This window comes from Rhodoblastus acidophilus, assembly GCF_025961575.1.
GTDB lineage: Bacteria > Pseudomonadota > Alphaproteobacteria > Rhizobiales > Beijerinckiaceae > Rhodoblastus > Rhodoblastus acidophilus_C.
This window is the reverse complement of sequence record NZ_JAOQNX010000031.1, coordinates 1-18,103: the sequence shown is the minus strand read 5'-3', so window position 1 is coordinate 18,103 and position 18,103 is coordinate 1. Positions and strand designations below refer to the sequence as shown.

Annotated in this window: 18 protein-coding genes; 9 read left to right on the top strand and 9 right to left on the bottom strand. The window is 65.8% G+C overall.

The genetic code is table 11. The features are described 5' to 3' along the window. Positions 1-8: 8 nt before the first annotated feature. Positions 9-440 carry a response regulator gene (locus M2320_RS18795; protein ID WP_264598594.1) on the bottom strand — a complete coding sequence of 144 codons (432 nt, stop codon included), beginning with the start codon at positions 438-440 and terminating at the stop codon, positions 9-11. A 367-nt stretch (positions 441-807) separates the two neighbouring features. Further along, on the bottom strand, positions 808-1,125 hold the full coding sequence (locus M2320_RS18790; RefSeq protein ID WP_264598593.1) for a PepSY domain-containing protein: 318 nt from the start codon (positions 1,123-1,125) through the stop codon (positions 808-810). A 115-nt stretch (positions 1,126-1,240) separates the two neighbouring features. Here M2320_RS18790 and M2320_RS18785 point away from each other — a divergent pair, with 115 nt between their 5' ends. Together M2320_RS18785 and M2320_RS18780 are read left to right on the top strand one after the other, a co-directional pair. Beyond that, complete coding sequence (locus M2320_RS18785) at positions 1,241-1,909, top strand: response regulator transcription factor (RefSeq protein ID WP_264598592.1); 669 nt, start codon at positions 1,241-1,243, stop codon at positions 1,907-1,909. Next, positions 1,906-3,219 carry a histidine kinase dimerization/phospho-acceptor domain-containing protein gene (locus tag M2320_RS18780; protein WP_264598591.1) on the top strand — a complete coding sequence of 438 codons (1,314 nt, stop codon included), beginning with the start codon at positions 1,906-1,908 and terminating at the stop codon, positions 3,217-3,219. Before M2320_RS18785 ends, M2320_RS18780 begins: the two co-directional genes overlap by 4 nt. A 30-nt stretch (positions 3,220-3,249) precedes the next feature. Here M2320_RS18780 and M2320_RS18775 read toward each other — a convergent pair whose 3' ends face one another. Beyond that, entirely contained in the window at positions 3,250-3,561 is a 312-nt protein-coding gene (locus M2320_RS18775; protein WP_264598590.1) for a hypothetical protein, read from the bottom strand. Between the two features lie 101 nt (positions 3,562-3,662). Here M2320_RS18775 and M2320_RS18770 point away from each other — a divergent pair, with 101 nt between their 5' ends. The 4 genes from M2320_RS18770 (at position 3,663) to M2320_RS18755 (ending at position 8,982) form a co-directional block, all read left to right on the top strand. Beyond that, positions 3,663-4,133, top strand: a complete 471-nt coding sequence (locus M2320_RS18770; protein ID WP_264598589.1) for a DUF2271 domain-containing protein — start codon at positions 3,663-3,665, stop codon at positions 4,131-4,133. Beyond that, a complete protein-coding gene (locus M2320_RS18765) occupies positions 4,133-6,286 on the top strand; it encodes a PepSY domain-containing protein (protein WP_264598588.1) in 2,154 nt (717 codons plus the stop codon). The genes M2320_RS18770 and M2320_RS18765 overlap by 1 nt, the downstream gene beginning before the upstream one ends. A gap of 134 nt (positions 6,287-6,420) precedes the next feature. Then, positions 6,421-7,191 (top strand): FAD:protein FMN transferase, encoded by a 771-nt coding sequence (locus M2320_RS18760; protein WP_264598587.1) that lies wholly within the window; start codon positions 6,421-6,423, stop codon positions 7,189-7,191. 105 nt (positions 7,192-7,296) lie between these two features. Continuing rightward, on the top strand, positions 7,297-8,982 hold the full coding sequence (locus M2320_RS18755) for an ATP-binding protein (RefSeq protein WP_264598586.1): 1,686 nt from the start codon (positions 7,297-7,299) through the stop codon (positions 8,980-8,982). 3 nt (positions 8,983-8,985) lie between these two features. Here M2320_RS18755 and M2320_RS18750 read toward each other — a convergent pair whose 3' ends face one another. Then, a complete protein-coding gene (locus M2320_RS18750) occupies positions 8,986-10,620 on the bottom strand; it encodes a putative bifunctional diguanylate cyclase/phosphodiesterase (RefSeq protein WP_264598585.1) in 1,635 nt (544 codons plus the stop codon). Between the two features lie 255 nt (positions 10,621-10,875). Between M2320_RS18750 and M2320_RS18745 the strand changes: the two genes are divergently transcribed. Beyond that, a complete protein-coding gene (locus M2320_RS18745) occupies positions 10,876-13,074 on the top strand; it encodes an ATP-binding protein (RefSeq protein ID WP_264598584.1) in 2,199 nt (732 codons plus the stop codon). Here the strand turns inward: M2320_RS18745 and M2320_RS18740 are convergent, their stop codons facing one another. Beyond that, on the bottom strand, positions 13,075-13,635 hold the full coding sequence (locus M2320_RS18740; RefSeq protein ID WP_264598583.1) for a flavin reductase family protein: 561 nt from the start codon (positions 13,633-13,635) through the stop codon (positions 13,075-13,077). It lies immediately after the preceding gene. Between the two features lie 135 nt (positions 13,636-13,770). Next, positions 13,771-14,844 carry an extracellular catalytic domain type 2 short-chain-length polyhydroxyalkanoate depolymerase gene (locus M2320_RS18735; protein ID WP_264598582.1) on the bottom strand — a complete coding sequence of 358 codons (1,074 nt, stop codon included), beginning with the start codon at positions 14,842-14,844 and terminating at the stop codon, positions 13,771-13,773. Between the two features lie 265 nt (positions 14,845-15,109). On the opposite strand from M2320_RS18735, the gene M2320_RS18730 reads away from it, so the two are divergent. Further along, on the top strand, positions 15,110-15,544 hold the full coding sequence (locus tag M2320_RS18730; protein ID WP_264598581.1) for a thiol-disulfide oxidoreductase DCC family protein: 435 nt from the start codon (positions 15,110-15,112) through the stop codon (positions 15,542-15,544). Between the two features lie 19 nt (positions 15,545-15,563). Here the strand turns inward: M2320_RS18730 and M2320_RS18725 are convergent, their stop codons facing one another. After that, positions 15,564-15,938, bottom strand: coding sequence for a hypothetical protein (locus M2320_RS18725; protein WP_264598580.1), 375 nt, complete (start codon positions 15,936-15,938; stop codon positions 15,564-15,566). A gap of 65 nt (positions 15,939-16,003) precedes the next feature. On the opposite strand from M2320_RS18725, the gene M2320_RS23390 reads away from it, so the two are divergent. Beyond that, positions 16,004-16,309, top strand: a complete 306-nt coding sequence (locus M2320_RS23390) for a helix-turn-helix domain-containing protein (RefSeq protein WP_425540693.1) — start codon at positions 16,004-16,006, stop codon at positions 16,307-16,309. Between the two features lie 9 nt (positions 16,310-16,318). Here M2320_RS23390 and M2320_RS18715 read toward each other — a convergent pair whose 3' ends face one another. Together M2320_RS18715 and hemN are read right to left on the bottom strand one after the other, a co-directional pair. Then, complete coding sequence (locus tag M2320_RS18715) at positions 16,319-16,555, bottom strand: GDCCVxC domain-containing (seleno)protein (RefSeq protein WP_264598578.1); 237 nt, start codon at positions 16,553-16,555, stop codon at positions 16,319-16,321. Positions 16,556-16,635: 80 nt separating this feature from the next. Continuing rightward, on the bottom strand, positions 16,636-17,982 hold the full coding sequence (gene hemN, locus M2320_RS18710) for an oxygen-independent coproporphyrinogen III oxidase (RefSeq protein ID WP_264598577.1): 1,347 nt from the start codon (positions 17,980-17,982) through the stop codon (positions 16,636-16,638). Positions 17,983-18,103: the final 121 nt, after the last annotated feature.

Sequence of the window (18,103 nt, the reverse complement as noted above, 5' to 3'; positions counted from 1 at the left end):
CACGCGATTTAGTGCAGCGTCTGCAGGATCTCGCGGGCGATGTCGGTCAGTTCGCTCTTGCTGTTGGGTTTGACAAAAGTCTTTGTCGCCCCGAGCGCCATAGCGGCGGAATGGACGGCCTGGTTCGCCGTGGTCGTCAGCACGAAGACCGGCAGTTCGCCGAAGCCGAGCGATTGCCGCAGGGCCTTGAGGGCGCTCATGCCGTCGAGTTTCGGCATGTTCAGATCAAGGATCACGGCGACGGGCAGGTCCGCGAGCATGCGTTTCAGCGACACCAGGGCCAGGGCGTCCGCGCCATTGTCGACGCTGCCGCATTCGATCTCCGCGCCGGTCTCCCAGCTCACCCGCCGAAGGACGCTCATCATCAGGAACACGTCGTCGTCGTCGTCATCCACGATGAGAATAAACGGTGACTTTTCTTCAATTGCGCAATCGAACATTGGGTTAGCCTTCGATTGAAAAAAGTCGAACGTGGTCGCGGCCGATTTGCAACCTGTGTTTTGTGCCTGACCTTAGGGAAAAGCGCAAATGCAGAGTTGTGCGCGAGATGGGGATGGCCTGTAAACCAAATTGCAAGCTTGCAAGGGGCGGCGAAGCCGCTGGGCCGGGGCGAAACAGGCCTTGAAAAAGAAAGGGACCGCCCGGGCGGAGCGGTCCAAGTCTGGGAGGAAACGCCCATGGAAATGGGCATCTGCGACGTGAAGTCACGTTCTCCTTATAGCAGGGCGGCGGACTCGGCTGATTGATCCATCGCAATCGGCGGCTGGACGGGGCTGCGCGGATTGTCGCAGGCGTCGCGCCGCGCGATCACTCGTGGTCCTCGTCGCCGTGGTGGTGGTGATGGTGGCGGTCATGGTCATGCGGCATGGCGGCGAGGGTGACGGGATCGAACTTGCCGTGCAGGCGCTCGCCGCGCTCGTTGGCGGCGTGCACCAGATAGCAGCCGTCCTCGACGCGGATGGCGATCTCGCGCCAGCCCTCGGCTTCCAGCTTTTTCTGAAAGGTTTCGCGCGGCTGCCAGTCCGACAGCGGCGCCGAACACCAGGTGTCGGCCAAGGCGACGCGAAAACCTGCGACGTCGAGACCTGCGACCACGACCAGAACTGCCGCCAGGGGGACGCGCATCAAAAAATCCTTTCTGCCGCGGCAGGCTAGCCCCGCGATCTGACATTGACCTGAACGGGCGCGCGCGAAACCGCCTCCGCTTTATAGTAGATTTGCGCCTGGATTGGAGGGGGACATGCGTATCTTGCTGGTCGAAGACGATGGCGTGCTGGGCGCGGCGGTGCGCGACCAGGCGGTCGCCGACGGCCATTCCGTCGACTGGGCGCTGCGGCTCTCCGACGCGCGCGAGGCGCTTCTGTCCGCGCCCTATGATCTCGTGCTGCTCGACCTGATGCTGCCCGACGGGCGCGGCCTCGATTTTCTCAAAAGTCGGCGGCAGGCCGGAGACGTGACCCCGGTGGTCGTGCTGACCGCCCTCGACCAGATTTCCGACCGCATCGACGCGCTCGACGCCGGCGCCGACGATTATCTGATCAAACCCTTCGACCTCTACGAACTCTCCGCGCGCATCCGCGCGGTGTCGCGCCGCTATTCCGGCAATCCCAATCCGCTGGTCGTGCTCGGCGACCTCGAAATCGATCTCGCCAATTGCTCGATCCGCCGCGGCGGAAAATCGATCCAGCTGACCCGGCGCGAATGGTCTTTGTTCGAAACTTTTGTCCAGCGTCCGAACCAGCTGATGTCGAAAGCGCAATTGGAGGATCGGCTCTATTCCTTCGACTCCGAGGTCGAGAGCAACACGATCGAGGTCTATATCGGCCGGCTCCGGCGCAAGCTCGGGGCGCAGGTGGTCGAGACCGTGCGCGGCCTGGGATATCGCCTGGGCAAGGCGGAGGCGCGGTGAGGGAGGGATGGAGCCTGCGGCGGCGCCTCGCTCTGGCGCTCACCGGCGCGGTGACGCTGCTTTGGCTCGCCGGCGCGGCGGCGGCGGGGTTCGTGCTCCAGCGCGAGACCGACGACCTGTTCGACGGCGCCTTGCGCGAGGTCGCCGAGCGCGTGCTGCCGCTCGCCTATGCCGAACTTTTGGCGCGCGAGACCACGGAAGCGCAGAGAGTCGCGCCGGTCGGGAAAAAGGCCGAATATATCGCCTATGTCGTGCGCGACGGCGCCGGAAAAGTGCTGTTGCACTCGACCGACGCCGATCTGTCCAAATTTCCGGAGCATCCGCCGTCCGGGTTTTTCTCCACGCAAAGCTTGCGCGGCTATTCCGTGTCGGGGGTCAAGGGGACGATTTCCGTCACCGCGGCCGAAGCGCTTGACCATCGCCGCAGCGCGGTGCGGCGCTCGCTCGCGGCGCTGATGGGGCCGCTGCTCGCCGTCGCCCCGGCCGTTCTCGCCGCCGTCTGGATTTTCGTCACCCTCGCGCTGAAACCGATCGAACGGTTCCGCGCCGAGCTGGAAAGCCGGGGGCGCGGCAATCTCGCGCCGCTTGGCGACGCCAATCTGCCGCGCGAGGTCGCGCCGGTCGCCGGCGCCGTGAACGCGCTGATGTCGCGGCTGAGCGACGCGCTGCAGGCGGAGCGCAGTTTCGCCGCCAACAGCGCTCATGAATTGCGCACGCCCATCGCCGCCGCGCTCGCCCAGGCGCAAAGGCTGACGGCCGAACTTTCCGACGAGGCCCCGCGCGAACGGGCGCGCGCCATTGCCGCGGCGTTGCGCCGGCTGGCGCGGCTGTCGGAAAAACTGCTGCAACTGGCCAAGGCCGAAGGCGGCGGCCTGGTCGCGCCCTCGGCCAAACCGCTGGCCCCTGTGTTGCGTCTGGTGATCGACGAGATGGCCGACCATGATCGGGATTTGGCGCTCGATGTGGAGGACGCCGGCCCGGTTTCCGATCTCGATCCCGACGCTTTCGCCGTGCTCGCCCGCAACCTGATCGAGAACGCCATCAAGCATGGCGATCCCGAAGCGGCCATCGCCATCCGGCTGACGCCTGACCGGCTGGACGTCGTCAATCGCGGCGCCGTCGTGCCGCCGGAAAAACTCAAACTGTTGATGCGGCCTTTCGAGCGCGGACCGACGCGCGCGGAAGGTTCGGGACTGGGGCTCGCCATCGCCGCCTCGATCTGCCGGGGCGCTGGGTTGCGGCTCGAATTGGCCTCGCCGGCGCCGGGGGCCGAGGACGGTTTTTCCGCTTGCGTGCGCTTTCCCGGCTGACGGCAAGCTGAACGGGTTTTTGAGCCGGTTTCAGGTCGCCGTCAGGCGAGGCCGCGATTTTGCTCTCATCGCAAATCGAGAGCCCAAACTATGACGAAAAGAATTTTTGCCGTCGCCGCGCTGCTGATGACGACGGCTTGCCTTCCGAGCTTCGCCGCCTCCGTCGCGGCGCCGGCCGTTGCCGCAGCCGACAGGCCGTCCGCTGTTCGCCTGGCTTTTTTTGACGATTGGGGCGGCGAGCATCGCCGTCATCGCCACCACCATGATGACGATGATGACGATGACGAGGGCGAGCACCACGGCCGTCACCATGGCGAACATCATGCCGAGCGCGGCGGACAAAAAGGTCCGGCGAACCCCAATGCGGCCAATGCGCCGGTTCCGGACAATGGCGTTTTCAAATCCCGGCCCAAGGTCGACGTGCAGTGACAAGGAGACGTCTCATGAAACGCGCGCTCCCCGCACTCGCCGCGACGGCGGTTTTCGTTGTTCCCACCCTGGCGCAGGCGCGAAACGTCACGCTGGAAACCACCCTGAAACCCTATGGCGGCAATGGCGCCTATGTCGCGCTCTACCTCACCGACGCCGCAGGCAAATATAAGGGCACGCTGTGGATGGCGGGCGAAAAGTCCAAATATTACCGCCATCTCTCGGATTGGGCGCGCGCCTCGGGCGCCCGGCCGGCCGAGATCGACGGTATCACCGGCGCCAGCGTCGGCTCCGGCAAGACTCTGAAAATCAGCGTCGATCTCGCCGATGCGCTGATCGACGCCGGTTACAAAATTCATGTCGACACCTCTGTGGAGGACGGCATGGACAATCCGTCCGAAGTGGTCGCGCCGCTCGACACTGCTTCGTCGGGTAAAATTTTAGCCGGCGACGGCTATGTCAAATCTTTCAAGGTGACGTTCTGATGCGCAGGCTCCACGCCGTCGCGGCGGCTGCGGTCGCGCTGCTGCTGATTGTCGTCGCGTCGACCGGCGCGCTGCTGTCGCTCCAGCCGGCGCTCAATCGCGTCGCTTATCCCGCTGTTACACCCGGGGTGAGCGTCGCCCAGCTCGCCGATGCGGTGGCGGCGCGCCACGTCCGCGTGGACGCGATCCGCATCGGTCGCGACGGCGCGGCGACGGCGACGTTCAATGATGGGGCGGGCCGCGAGACCGAGGTGATCGATCCGCGCAGCGGCGCTGGGCTTGGGGCCTACACGCCGTCGGCTTTCTTCCGCTTTGTCGCCGATCTGCACCGCTCGTTGCTGATGGGCGAGGGCGGCCGGGTGGCGGTGGCGCTCACGGCGCTCGGGCTGTTGGCTCTGTGCCTCAGCGGCTTCGCGCTGCTGGCGCGCAGTTTGGGGGGCGCTGCAAAAATGTTTCGGCCGATCCGCGGCGACCGGACGCGTCGGCTGCATGGCGAGATCGGCCGTTTCGCGCTGACCGGACTGCTGGTCTCGTCATTGACCGGGGCGCTTCTCGCGGCGATCACATTCGATCTCATTCCGTCGTCGGACCGCGCGGCTCCCGATGTTTCCGCCAGCGGCGGAAAGCCTGCGCCGATCCGCGCCTTGAGCGGTTTGGCTGCGGTCGATGTCGTCGATCTGAAGGCTCTAAAATTCGCTGGCGCTTCCGGCGTGTTTCAGATGCGCTCCGACGCGGGCGAGGCGACCGTCGACGCCGCGAATGGCGCCGTGCTGTCTTTCGTCGAGACGGCGCCCGAGGGGCGGATGGAGCAATGGGCTTTGGCGCTGCACGGCGCCCATGGGCTCTGGGCCTTCGCCCTGATGCTCGGCCTCTGCTCGGCGGGCGCGCCGGTGCTTGGCGCCACCGGCTTCCTGCTGTGGCGGCGCCGGCGCGGCCATGGCGTCGGCGTGCAGGAGAATGCGCCTGCGGAAGACGCCGACACGATTGTTTTTGTCGGCAGCGAAAACAACGCGACTTGGGGTTTTGCCAGGGCGCTGGCGCGCGCGCTTGCGGGCGAAAATTTTCGCGTCCATGTCGCCGCGATGAACGAGGTGGGGCCATGCCATGTGCGCGCAAAGCGCTGGCTGGTGCTGACCTCGACCTATGGCGATGGCGCCGCGCCGGCTTCCGCGCAAAAATTCCTGGAGCGGCTGGCGCGGCTCGAGGGGCGAATTCCCGTCGCGGTGCTTGGCTTTGGCGATCGCAATTTCCCGCAGTTTTGTGGCTATGCGCAGCGCGTCGCCGAGATGTTTGACGAACGGGGCTGGGCATCGCTGTTGCCGATGAAGCGGATCGACCGGCGCTCGCCGCAGGAATTCGCACAATGGGCGCGCGGCCTCGGCGACGCGCTCGGATGCGCGCTGGTCGTCGAGCACATCGCCGAGCGTCCGGGGACGCAGGAGCTGGAGCTGATCGGCCGCGACCTCTACGGCGAGGCGGTCGGCGCGCCCGTGGCGATCCTGCGCTTCGCCGCGCCGGACCTTCCGGACTTCGAGGCCGGCGATCTCCTCGCCGTGCAGCCGCCGGACGGCGACATGCCGCGGTTCTATTCGCTGGCCTCGTCGACGCGCGACGGCATGGCGGAAATCTGCGTGCGCCTGCAACACGGCGGCTTGTGCTCGACCTTTTTGCATGGCCTCGCGCCAGGCGACCGCATCGCGGCTTTCGTCCGGCACAATCCGGCGTTCCGGCCGGCGCAGGGTGTTGCGCCGCTGATCCTGATCGGCGCCGGCGCCGGGATCGCGCCGCTCGCCGGTTTTGTCCGGGCCAACCGTGACGGTCGCCCCGTGCATCTCTATTGGGGCGGCCGCTCGCCCGCCTCAGATTTTTTATATGAGCATGAATTGGCGCAAAGCCTCGCGGAACGGCGGCTGACCTGTTTTCGCCCCGCTTTTTCGCGATGCGAGGGCGCGCCCGCCTATGTGCAGGACCGCGTCGCCGCCGATGCGCACAGTCTGCGCGCGCTGATCGCCGAAGAAGCGCAAATTCTGGTGTGTGGCGGGCGCGACATGGCCCAGGCGGTGCGCGAGACGCTGGATCGGATCGTGCGGCCGCTGGGGCTCGATCTCGCCACGCTCAGATCGCACGGGAGGTATCTCGAAGATGTCTTTTGACGCGCAACGCCGCGCGCTGAACGGCCCGGCCATGGGCGCGCGCTGGGTCGGCGGTTTTTTACGCGCCGGAAAATTTTGACGACCGTCCGCTGGCTTCGGCCCTGCACGAAGCGGTCGAAGCCGTCGAATTGCAAATGTCGGCGTGGCGGCCGGATTCCGATATCGAGCGTTTCAACCGCGCGCCCCCTGGCGTGTGGTGTGATCTTCCCAAAAATCTGCTGACCGTGCTGGAGGCGGCGATGGAGATTGGCGCGCTGTCCGACGGCGCCTTCGACATTGGCGTCGGCGATCTCGTCAAGGCCTGGGGGCTCGGGGCCGGCTCGCGCACGCCCGAGGCGGACAAGCCGATCGGCTATAAAGCGCCTACCCTGCAGATCGACAGGAGAGGGTTGAGGGCGCGCAAATTTTCGCGGCAGCGGCTCGATCTCTCCGGCATCGCCAAGGGGTTTGGCGTCGATGAACTTGCGCGGGTGATGCGCGCGTTCGGCCTTTCCTCCTGGCTGGTCGGCATCGACGGGGAGATGCGCGCGTGCGGGCAAAAGGCGGATGGACGGCCCTGGGCGGTCGGCCACGAACGGCCCGGGCGCGCCGCGCGCGAATTGATGGGCGTGATTGAACTGAAAAATTGCGCCGTCGCGACATCGGGCAATTACCGGCATGTCGTCGAGGCGGAGGGCCGCTTGCTGTCCCACACCATTGATCCCGCGCGCGGTGCGCCCTTGGTTAACGATCTCGCCAGCGTCAGCGTGCTCGCGGACAGCGCCATGGTCGCGGACGCCTGGGCGACGGCGCTGATGGTGCGCGGCGTCGAGGCGGGCGTGACGCTCGCGCGGCGCATGGGGCTCGAGGCGATCTTCGTCACTGGCGCAGGCGATCTGGTGACGGCGGGGGCGCGCGCGGCTTGAAGCTGGACGTGTTGTTTATCCGGCATAAAGACAAATCTCACTTTTTCCTCCGATGCTGCGGCGCTTCATGCAAAATGCGCCCATGGCGTTTCGGGGAGAGGACAAATGGGGGATTGCAAGGCGGCGACCCCGCTGGGTTCGGTGATCGCGGTGCGCGGCTCGCGCGCATCGGTCGGCCTGCTGGCGCCGGCGCAGGCAGACCGCGCCACGCGCGTCACCGTCGGAAAATACCTCGGCATCCACACGGGAACATCGCTGATCATCGGCGTGGTCGCGGATGTGTCGCTGCGTACCGAACCCGTCTCCCGCGATGAGAATTTCATCACCGTCGCCGTGCTCGACGTGATCGGCGAAATCCAGAATTTGACGGCCGCGCCGCGCTTTTTCCGCGGCGTCACCGATTATCCCGCGATCGGCGACCGGGTTGTCGGCATTGGCGCCGACGAATTGCGGCTGATTTTCAACATTTCGCGGCCCACGGTGATCGAGATCGGGCATTTGCAGCAGGATGCGTCGATCCCGGCCTTCATCGACGTCAATGAAATGCTGACCAAGCATTTCGCCGTGCTCGGGACCACCGGCGTGGGCAAATCGAGCGGCGTCGCCCTGATCCTCAACCAGGCGCTGGCGGCGCGGCCCGACCTGCGCATCCTCGTCCTCGACGTGCATAACGAATATCGCCAGTGTTTCGGCGACAAGGCGCAGGCTTTGAGCCCGCGCAATATGAAGCTGCCGTTCTGGCTGTTCAATTTCGAGGAAATCGTCGACATTTTTTTCGGCGCCCGTCCGGGCCTCGAAGACGAGGTCGACCTGCTCGCGGAAATCATCCCGCAGGCGAAGGCCGCCTATACGAAACTCACGGCCTCGCCGGGCCGGCTGGCGCTCAAGCGGTCCGACGCGCCCGATGTGCGCTACACCGTCGACATTCCGCTGCCCTACCGGATCGCCGATCTGATCGCTTTGCTCGACGCCCGCATGGGCAAGCTGGAAAACCGCTCGTCGCGGATGCTCTATCAAAAGCTGATCACGCGCATCGAGACCGTGAGCAGCGATCCGCGCTACGCCTTCATTTTCGAGCGCGCCAATGTCGGCGGCGACACGATGGCGGAGATATTGGGGACCATTTTCCGCCAGCCGCACAATGGCGTGCCGATCACGATTTTCCAGCTCGCCGGCTTCCCTTCCGAAGTGGTCGACGCCGTTGTCTCGGTCGTGGCGCGCATGGCCTTCGATCTGGGATTGTGGAGCGATGGCGCGAGCCCGCTGCTGCTCGTCTGCGAGGAAGCGCATCGCTACATGTCCTGCGACGATTCCGTCGGCTTCGGTCCGACGCGGCGGGCGATTTCGCGCATCGCCAAGGAAGGCCGCAAATATGGCGTGCATCTTGGTCTGATCTCGCAGCGGCCGGCGGAGCTCGACCCGACCATCCTGTCGCAGTGCAACACCTTGTTTGCGATGCGCATGACCAATGAGCGCGACCATGCGCTGCTGCGCTCGGCGGTCGCCGACACCGCCGTCGATTTCCTCAATTTCCTGCCGTCGCTCGGCGCCGGCGAAGTCTTCGCCTTCGGCGAGGGCGTCGCCCTGCCGACGCGGCTCAGGTTTAAGGAATTGCCGGCGAATCTGTTGCCGCGGAACGAGACCTTGAGCGCCGAGGCGGGCGAGGCCGATCTTGGCCAAGGCGCCCTGGCCGCGGTGGTCGACCGTTGGCGCGGCGTCAGCGCCAGGGGCGGCGCGTCCCAAACTTTGTCCGATGGCTTTGCGCCGCTTTCGGGCGCCGCGCACGGCTGAGCGTCAGCGGGAGCGCCGGCTGGCGACGCGCCTTTGCGGCGCGCGGCCGGCGGTCCGGCCTTCCGTGCGCCGCTTCGGCGCGGGCTCGTCGAACATCAGCGGCCGCGCGTAGTAAAAACCCTGAACATAGCGGATGCGCGTCGAGCTCTTGAGATAGAGCAGCTCTTCGAAACTTTCGACGCCTTCGGCGATCACCGTCATGCCCAGCGCGGCGCCGAGCGATTCAATGGCGCGCAACACGATCTGGCTGCGCGGCCGCTCGTGGATCTTGGTGATGAAGGAGCGGTCGACCTTCAGCTCGTCGGCGGTGATGTCGGCGAGCGCCGACAGCGAGGAATAGCCCGTGCCGAAATCGTCGATCGACACGCGCACGCCGATCTGGCGCAGCATCGGCACGATCTGCGACTGGAAGCGGTTTTTCGCGACAAAGGCGTCTTCGGTGACCTCGACGACGAAACGTTCGGGGCTGCCGCTGCGCTCGAGCAGATCGGCGACCGAGCCCATGAAATCGAGATCGGCCGCCTGTTTGGCCGGGATGTTGACGCTGATCGTCGCCCGCGCGCCAAAAGCTTCGGTGATCGCGTCGATCGAGGCCGTGGCCTCCTCGAGGATCAGATGGGTGACCTCGTCCATCAGGCCCAGTTCGGTGGCGAGCGGGATGAAGGCGCCGGGCCCGTGCGCCTCGCCGTCCTCGTCGATCAGGCGCACCAAAGCCTCGACGCCGTAAACCTCCTCGGTGGCGATGTCGACCTTGGGCTGGAAGGCGCAGCGAAACAGGCGGTCCTTGATGGCGAGGCGCAGGCGCTGCTCGGCAAGGACCCGCTCGGTCTCCGTCTCGTGCCATTCCTGGCGGAACAAAGCCGCGCCGCCTGCGCCGGCGCGCTTGATCTGGCCCATGGCGCGGTCGGCGTTGCGCCGCAGCGTCTCGAAGTCCGCCCCATGCTCGGGGAAAAGCGCGACCCCGATCGAGGCGGAGGAGAAGATTTCGAAGCCGTCGAGGATGAACGGGTCTCTCAGGGCCTCGGCCAGGGCGTCGATCCGATCGAGATCCGCCTCGCGCAGCATCAGCAGGAACTCGTCGGCGCCGGCGCGGGCGAGCACGTCGCCCTCGCCGACAACGCGCCGAATCCGTTCGCTCGCCTTGACCAGGAAGGAATCGCCGAGTTCGCGGCCATAATGATCGTTGATCTGCTTGAAGCCGTCGATGTCGAGGACGACGAAGGCGAAGCACGCGTCAGTCCGCGTCAGCGCCTGCGCGACGCGCTGCTCGAACAGGGTCCGGTTCGGCAGTCCCGTGAGGTCGTCGTAATGGGCGCGCCGGACGAGCTGGTCTTCGCTGCGCTTTCGTTCGGTGATGTCGAGGAAGACCGAGAGGCTCAGCGCGCGTTCGTCGCGGACCAGCGGTTTTTGCACGGTCAGGAAGGTGCGGCCGGAGGCTTCGACTTCGTCGCCGCCAAGAGGCGAGGCGACGTGATCGTCGACATGCGCCTCCAGGCCCGATCGCCAGGCCGCCGCATTGGCGAACAGCAGCGCGCCATCTTCGTCCTTGACGATGACGCCCGCCGGCATCTGGTCGATGATCTCGGCGAGCAAGGACGCGTCTTCCGCGCAATCGTCTGGTCTTGTGCCCGCAGTCATTGTTCCAGCCCAGGCGAACGCGGCGGCGGTCGAAAGCACTTCGATCGGGCGTTTCGGCGTTTACGTGGCGACACATTGGCGCGCTATCGTAAACAGATGTTTAATTTGCGCGCGGCGTCGCCGTCGCAGCTCGGCAGACTGGTGACCCAAGGCGAACCGGCGCCTTGGCCGGGCGCCTCTCAATTTTTTGTGTGTTTTCATTCCCTCCGGGGCGGCCTAGGCGTTAATCACCATGTGAAACAACGTGCTGAACCCATGTGTCCGTCTCTCGCCGCCGTCGTGCGCGATCCCGCGCGCATCGCCGCCCTGCATGCGACCGGACTGCTCGACAGCCCGCGCGAACGCGCTTTCGACCGGCTCGCCGATCTCGCGCGGCGGGCGCTGGGCGCGCCCGCCGTGCTCGTGTCGCTGGTCGACGCGGAGCGCCAGTTCTTCAAGAGCAGTTCGGGCCTCCCGGAGCCCTGGGCGTCGCGCCGCGAGACGCCCCTGTCCCACTCCTTTTGCCAGCATGTCGTCGCCTCCGGCGAAGCCCTGGCGGTCGAGGATGCGCGCGAACATCCGGCGCTGCGGCAAAATCTGGCGATCCGCGACCTGCATGTGATCGCCTATCTCGGCATTCCGCTGCTGACGCCGGACGGTCAGCGTGTGGGCAGCTTTTGCGCCATCGACACCAAGCCAAAGGTCTGGACGCCCGACGAGATCGCCATCATGCGCGACCTCGCGGATTCCGTGATGCATGAGATCGCGGTGCGGCAGATGACCAATGGGGCCTTGCGGCAAAGCGAGGAGGAGCTGCGGCGCAGCAATGTCGAGCTGCGCCTGGCCATGCGGGATGCGGCCCAGGCGCGCCGGCAGGCCGAAGAGACCGCCGTCGCGCTGCGCGAAAGCAATTCCCGTCTGGAGAAGGCGCTCGATGTCGAGACCGTCGGCGTGATGTTCTGGGACGTCGCCACCGGCCGGCTGACCGACGCGAACGACACCTTTCTGACCATGATGGGCTATAGCCGCGACGATATCGCGCGGGGCGAACTGACCTGGCAGAATCTCACGCCGCCGGAATTTTACGAAACGAGCTTCGCCGAACTGAGGAATTTCGAGGCGACCGGCCATATCGGTCCCTATGAGAAAGAATATTTGCGCAAGGATGGCGGACGGCTGTGGCTGCTGATCGCCGGCAGCTCGCTCGGCGGGGCTTGTTGCGTCGAGTTCTGCGTCGACATTTCCGGCCGGAAGCAGGCGGAGGCGGCGCTGATGAGCCTTAACGCCACGCTCGAGCAGCGCATTCGCGCGGCCGTTGGCGAGCGCGAGGCGGCGCTGACTCGGCTGGCCCAGGCGCAAAAACTCACCGCGCTCGGCGAACTCGCCGGCGGCGTCGCCCATGACTTCAACAATATCGCCCAGGCGATCACCGGCGGCGCCAGCATGATCGGACGCTACGCCGAAAACCCGGAGCGCGTGCGCCATTTCGCCGAGATGATCGCCGAGGCCGGCGCGCGCGCCGGGTCGATCACACGCCGGCTGCTGTCTTTCGCCCGGCGCGGCGACTTGAGGCCAAACGCCGTCGCGCTGAAGCCGCTGCTCGAAAGCTTGCGCGACCTGCTCGCGCAGACGCTCGGCGCCAATCTCGCGCTTCAGGTCGAGGTCGAACCGGACTTGCCGCCGGTGTTTGTCGACAAGGGGCAATTGGAGACCGCTCTGGTCAATCTCGCCACCAATGCGCGCGACGCCATTGCGGGCGCCGGCGTGATCGCTTTCGCCGCGCGGCGGTCGCCGGGGCCGGATATGGGACTGGCTTCGGGCGATTATGTGATGGTCACGGTCGCGGACACCGGCGTGGGGATGGACGCCGCCACGCTCGACCGGGCGATGGAGCCGTTCTTCACCACCAAGCCGCATGGCAAGGGCACGGGGCTCGGCCTGCCCATGGCGCGCGGTTTCGCCGAGCAGTCCGGGGGCGCGCTGCAGGTGCAGAGCGCCCCCGGGGATGGCGCGACCGTGTCGATCTGGCTGCCCGTCGCCCAGAGCGCGCCGGTCGCGTCGAAACCGGGCGAGGGCGTCGTGAAAAAGGATGGGACGCGGCGCGTTCTGCTGGTCGATGATGAGGACGCCGTGCGCGAAGTGCTCAAGGGCGAACTCGAGCATGCCGGCTACCAGGTGGCGGAAGCCTCCGGCGCGGCCATGGCGCTGGCTGCGCTCGACGCCGGCGAACAGGTGGACCTGCTGGTGTCGGATCTGTCCATGCCTGGCATGGACGGCATGACGCTCATTCGCGCCGCGCAGGAGAGGCGCAAGCGCCTGCCCACCATCCTGCTCACCGGCTATGTCGGCGACGCCGCCGCTTTGGCGATCGGCAGCCAGGCGCGCGGATCCGTCTGCCTGCTGCGCAAGCCGATCACCGGCTCCGAACTCGCGGATCGCGTCGCGGCCATTCTGGAACAGCCGGGGACCTCCTGATCAGTCGAGCATCAGCATTTCCGGACGGAACAGCTCGCGCTTGTCGACGACGTTTCCGGCGAGGACGAACACGCCGTCGCCCGTGTAATGCAGCGTCTCCGGATGTTTCGGCGCGCGCGCCACATGCGCTTTCACCACCTCGAAAATGAAGAAATTATATTTGTCGACCAGCGCGTCGTCGTGCAGGCGACATTCGAAGCTCGCGTGGCATTCCTTGATCAGGGGCGCGCCGACCTGCGCCGCCGCCTCCGGCGTCAGGCCGAAATGCGCGAATTTGTCCACCTCCGCGCCCGAGCAATTGCCGATGCCGACCACGGCGTCGACGAGTTTCGAGGTCGGCAGGTTGATGACGCATTCGCCGCTCTTGCGGATCATGTGAAAGCTGTGATTGCCGACCGAGATGACGCAACCGATCAGCGAGGGGGCGAATTCCATCATTGTGTGCCAGCCCAGGGTCATGATGTTGGTCTTGTCGCGCCAGCGCGAGGTGACCAGGACGATCGGCCCGGGCTCCAGATAGCGCCTGACCCTGTGCACCGGAAAATCTTGCTTGGCTGTCATCGCCGCTCTCTCGCGTTTGGCGCGAAGGCGCCTGCGGCGCCCTGGGACGGCTGCGGGCGGTCCCTATGAAGCCCCTGCGGCCGCAGCCGTTCCGGCGCCGCCCGCATTTTTGTGCGCGCGAGATGCATCGGTATGTCACCTCTTGGCGTCGCCCGAGACGCGGTCGATCATCCTCTTGACCGCCAGCATTTGCCGGCCCTTCTTCAGCGCATAATTGGCGTCGTCATAGCCCCACCAGTCCCAGCAGCCGAGCGGGTTGCCGAGCAGCGTCGAGGAGGTCGCCTGCGGGTAGAGCACGATCATGTCATTGGCGTCGGCCCAGCCGTTGAACCCGGCGTGATCGACGTAGCGCCGACCGAAATTGTGATAGAAAGGATAGCTGAAATTCCAATAGCTGTGGCTCTGGAACTGATTGCAGCCATGAAAGCTCACATGCAGCTTGCAGGCGCGGCCGCCATCGGCGCAGGACGCGGGCACGTAAGCCCAGCCGTCCTCGGACAGGCTGTGGTCGCCGGGGTTTTTGAGGAATTCGGACTGGTCGAACTGGAGGAAGCTCCCGCCCAGCTTTTGCCCGCTCGGCGGCTTCAGTTCGCCGTGGATCCATTGGAGCAGTTCGCCCGCGGCGTCATAGTTGCAAGAGTTTAGAAACGGGTCGATTTCGGTGTCGCAGGGATTGCCATAGGACCGAGTCGGCATGCCGTGCCCGGCCTTGAGGTCCTTGGTGTAGGCGATCTGCGCGGGTTCGACGAAGGCGCCGTAATAGGCCGCCAGTGCGTCCATTTTCGCCTGCGGAACCAGTTTGTCCTGCGTTCCCGAAAACATCCAGACGCGATGGCGCTTCATCTGGCCGGGGTCGTCGATTTCGTCTTTCGCGGCGTTGGCCCGGGTCTTCTCGACGAGTTTGCCAACGTCGATCTGCTCGGTCGCGCAGCCGAAGATGCAGGTGCAGACGCGGGTCGCCCTGGTCGCGCCGCCCTCGGCGCAATCATAGGGGCCGCCGGCGATCACCCCGACGCCCCGGATCAGGGAGGCGTAGGCGACGCCGAACTGGACGGTCATTTCCGCGCCGGAGGACAGGCCGGAGATGGAAATCTGCGCGGGGTCGATCCGGTATTGGGGCAGGCGGGCGTATTGCGCCTGCGCCGCTGCCGGAAGCACTGAAAGCAGAAACGTTGCAATGAGAGGCAGGCGTCTTTGCGTGACCGGCATGTGCGTCTCCTCCTGGTGTCGCCCGCCTTCAACGCCGAACCGGGCGTGGGGGCGCCGCCGCCCGCGCGCCCGGTGATGAAGCGGCAAGGCGCCCTGTCCCTCTCCCCGCTCAAGCGGGGCGAGGGGACGCGCCGAGACGCCGTAATGCAAACGGCATGTTGGAGGTCTTTGTCGGTGCTGAACATTCGTATTTTTGCGGGGAGGCGACGGCGTTGCGCCGAGATGCTAAACCCGCCGACACGCCGAACAGGAAGGGAGCGCCGCCATGAACCAAGACGCCATCGCGCCGGAGCCGGCCGCGCCGGTTTGGCTTTATGATGGGCTTTGCGTGTTCTGTTCGCGCTGGGTTTTGTTTGTCCTGCGCCGGGAGGAGGCGCCGCTCATTCGCTTCGTCGCCTTCCAGTCGGAGGAGGGGCGGGCGCTCGCCGCGCGCCATGGGATCGATCCCGATGCGACCGATTCGTTCCTTTTCGTCGTCGACGGCAAGGCTTTGGAAAAATCCGATGGGGTCGCGGCGGTATGCGCGCGCCTGCGCCGGCCCTGGTCTTACGCGGCGCTGATCGCCGTGCTGCCCCGCGCCCTGCGCGACTGGGGCTATGATCTGGTGGCGCGCAACCGTCATCTGCTGACGGGACAGCGCGCCTTCTGCATGACGCCGCCGCCGGAGTGGCGCGCCCGCGTCGTGCCCCCGCAAGCCTGATCCAAGGGCGGCGCGGAGGTCAGCCGGCGGTTCGCTCGTCCGTCGGCGCGCCGCCTTTCGCGCCGGCCCTCTCCGCGCGGATCTGCCGCAGCGCTTCCTGGATGTGTTTGAAAGCTCGCGTCGCCGCGCCCGGCTGGCTTTTTCCAAGCGTCAGGTCTAATTGAGCAAACATCAAGTTGATTTCGATCAACTCGATTGTGTTTCCCCCGGTTTTCATCTCCGACTCCTGAAGTTGAGGCATTGCCGCAAATTTCAGCTTTTCACCAAAAATCGTGCAATTTGAATGCCATAATTTGCGGAATGCATTTGCGCAAAAGCTGGAAAGACCACCAAAGTACGAGGCGAGGGCCGATAGGTGCGGATTTTGCCCAAGTAAAAGCGCTGGCTTGTCCATAGGCGCGAGGCGCCGTAACGCTAAATGGCGTTTCATCCAGGCTGCGCTGGCGATCAGCGAAGGGAATGTCGACGATGTCCGATGCGAATCCGGTCGATACTTTCGTCGGCGCCCGTTTGCGAGAACGGCGCATGCAGCGCGGGCTTCCCCTCAACGCCCTGGCGGCTCGGACAGATGTCACCGCCATGCGCCTCCTGTGTTTCGAGGAAGGGCGGGAGCGGATCCCGGCCAAAGTCATGCTCGCCTTTTGTCGCGTCCTCGATATTCAGCCGGCCTATTTTTTCGAATGGGCGGCGATGGATGAGACCAGTCCGCGCGGCGGTTGCGAACCGCTGCGCCTGCATTCCTCGGGATCTCGCCGCCGTTTTTGACCGCGCATTTCAGCCGCCGCAGGCGCCGCAGCAGGTTCCTTGCTCGGCGCTGCTCGTGCGCCGCGCCTGAACCGGCGGGCAGGGAACGTCGCCATAGGAGCAGAACACGCAATCCTGCCCCGGTTTGGCGCGAAGCACGGTCCCGCAGCCCTTGCATTGATAGGAATCGACGATCCGGTCCGTCGGCATGAGTTCGATCGCCTGATAATAACAGGTCGGGCATTTGAGGGTCGACAGCGTGTCCATGATGTTCGCCTTTTGAATTCGTTGCGCTTTTCTAGCCTGTTGCCGCGGCTTGACGTTGTGGGCGCGCAAACTGCCGTCGATCAGACGGAGCGGCTGAACGTCCGTTCGCTCGAGCCCAGATGCGCGTCGAAGGCCGAGGCGACCGCGCGCACCAGCACGCGCGAATCCTCCGCGACGCGGACGACATCGCCGTCCAGGCGGACCACGCCGTCGGCGACCAGGGTTTGCAAGCGTGGGGCGGCGCGCATCAAAACGTCCGGCCGGGTCTTGTGGCGCGCGCCGATTTGCGAGAGGTCGACCTCGAAATCGCACATCAGCCGCTCGATCAGCTCGGCGCGCATGCGGTCGTCCGCCGTCATTTCATAGCCCTTGGCGGTCGGGAGTTCGCCGCCGAGCACGCGTTGCGCGTGACGGCCCAGCACCACTTCGTTTTGGACAAAACCTTGGGGCAGTCGGCTGATGGCGGAGGCGCCGAAGCCAAGCAGGATGTCGCAGGGATCGGTGGTGTAGCCCTGAAAATTGCGGTGCAGCGCGCCGTCCCTTTGCGCGCGAACCAGCTCGTCCTCGGGCAGGGCGAAATGATCGAGGCCGATCCGCGCATAGCCGGCGGCGACCAGGGCGCTGGCGATGGCTTCGGCTTGCTCCAGGCGCGCGGCGGCGTCGGGGAGGGCGGCTTCGTCGATTTTGCGCTGGTGCTTCTTGAACGATGGCAGATGCGCATAGCCGAACACCGCGAATCGGTCGGGGCGCAGGGCGACGCAGCGTTCGACCGTCTCGATGCAGGAGTCCAGGGTCTGGTGGGGGAGGCCGTAGATCAGGTCGAAATTGACGCCGCGCACGCCCGCGGCGCGCAGGCCTTCGGTCGCCGCCGCCGTTTGCTCCACGGTCTGGACGCGGTTGATCGCCTTCTGCACTTTGGCGTCGAAACTCTGCACGCCGAGGCTGGCGCGGGTGACGCCGCAGCCGCCCAGCGCCGCGATCATGGCGGGAGACAAGCGCCTGGGGTCGATCTCGACGGCGATTTCGGCGTCGGCGCCGATGTCGAATTTTTGCCGCAGCAGCGCGATGAGGCCGCTGAATTCTTCCGGCGTGATGATGGTCGGCGTCCCCCCGCCGAAATGCACGTGTTTGATCGCGAGGTTTTGGGCGAGCTTTTGCCGGACCAGTCCGATTTCCTCGCGCAGGACGGTGAGATAATCGGCGATCGGCTGGTCGCGCTGGGCGACCGTGGTGTGGCAGCCGCAATACCAGCACATCGACCGGCAGAAGGGGACGTGAAGGTAGAGCGAGGCCGTCGCGTCGGGGGCGATGGAGGACAGCCATGCGGCATGGCGGGCGGCGGGGATTTCGGTGAAATTGGGCGCGGTGGGATAGCTGGTGTAGCGCGGCAGCCGCTCCTCGTAGTGATCGCTCAAGCGCATGTTCATGGAAACCTCCCGTTGCCTGGGGGAATCCGGTGATGGGGTGGACGGCGCCCCGAAGCGGCATCGATGTGCCATGATGGTCGTCGGTGAAACTCCCGTCAGATGAGGCGCCGTCCATGGGCAA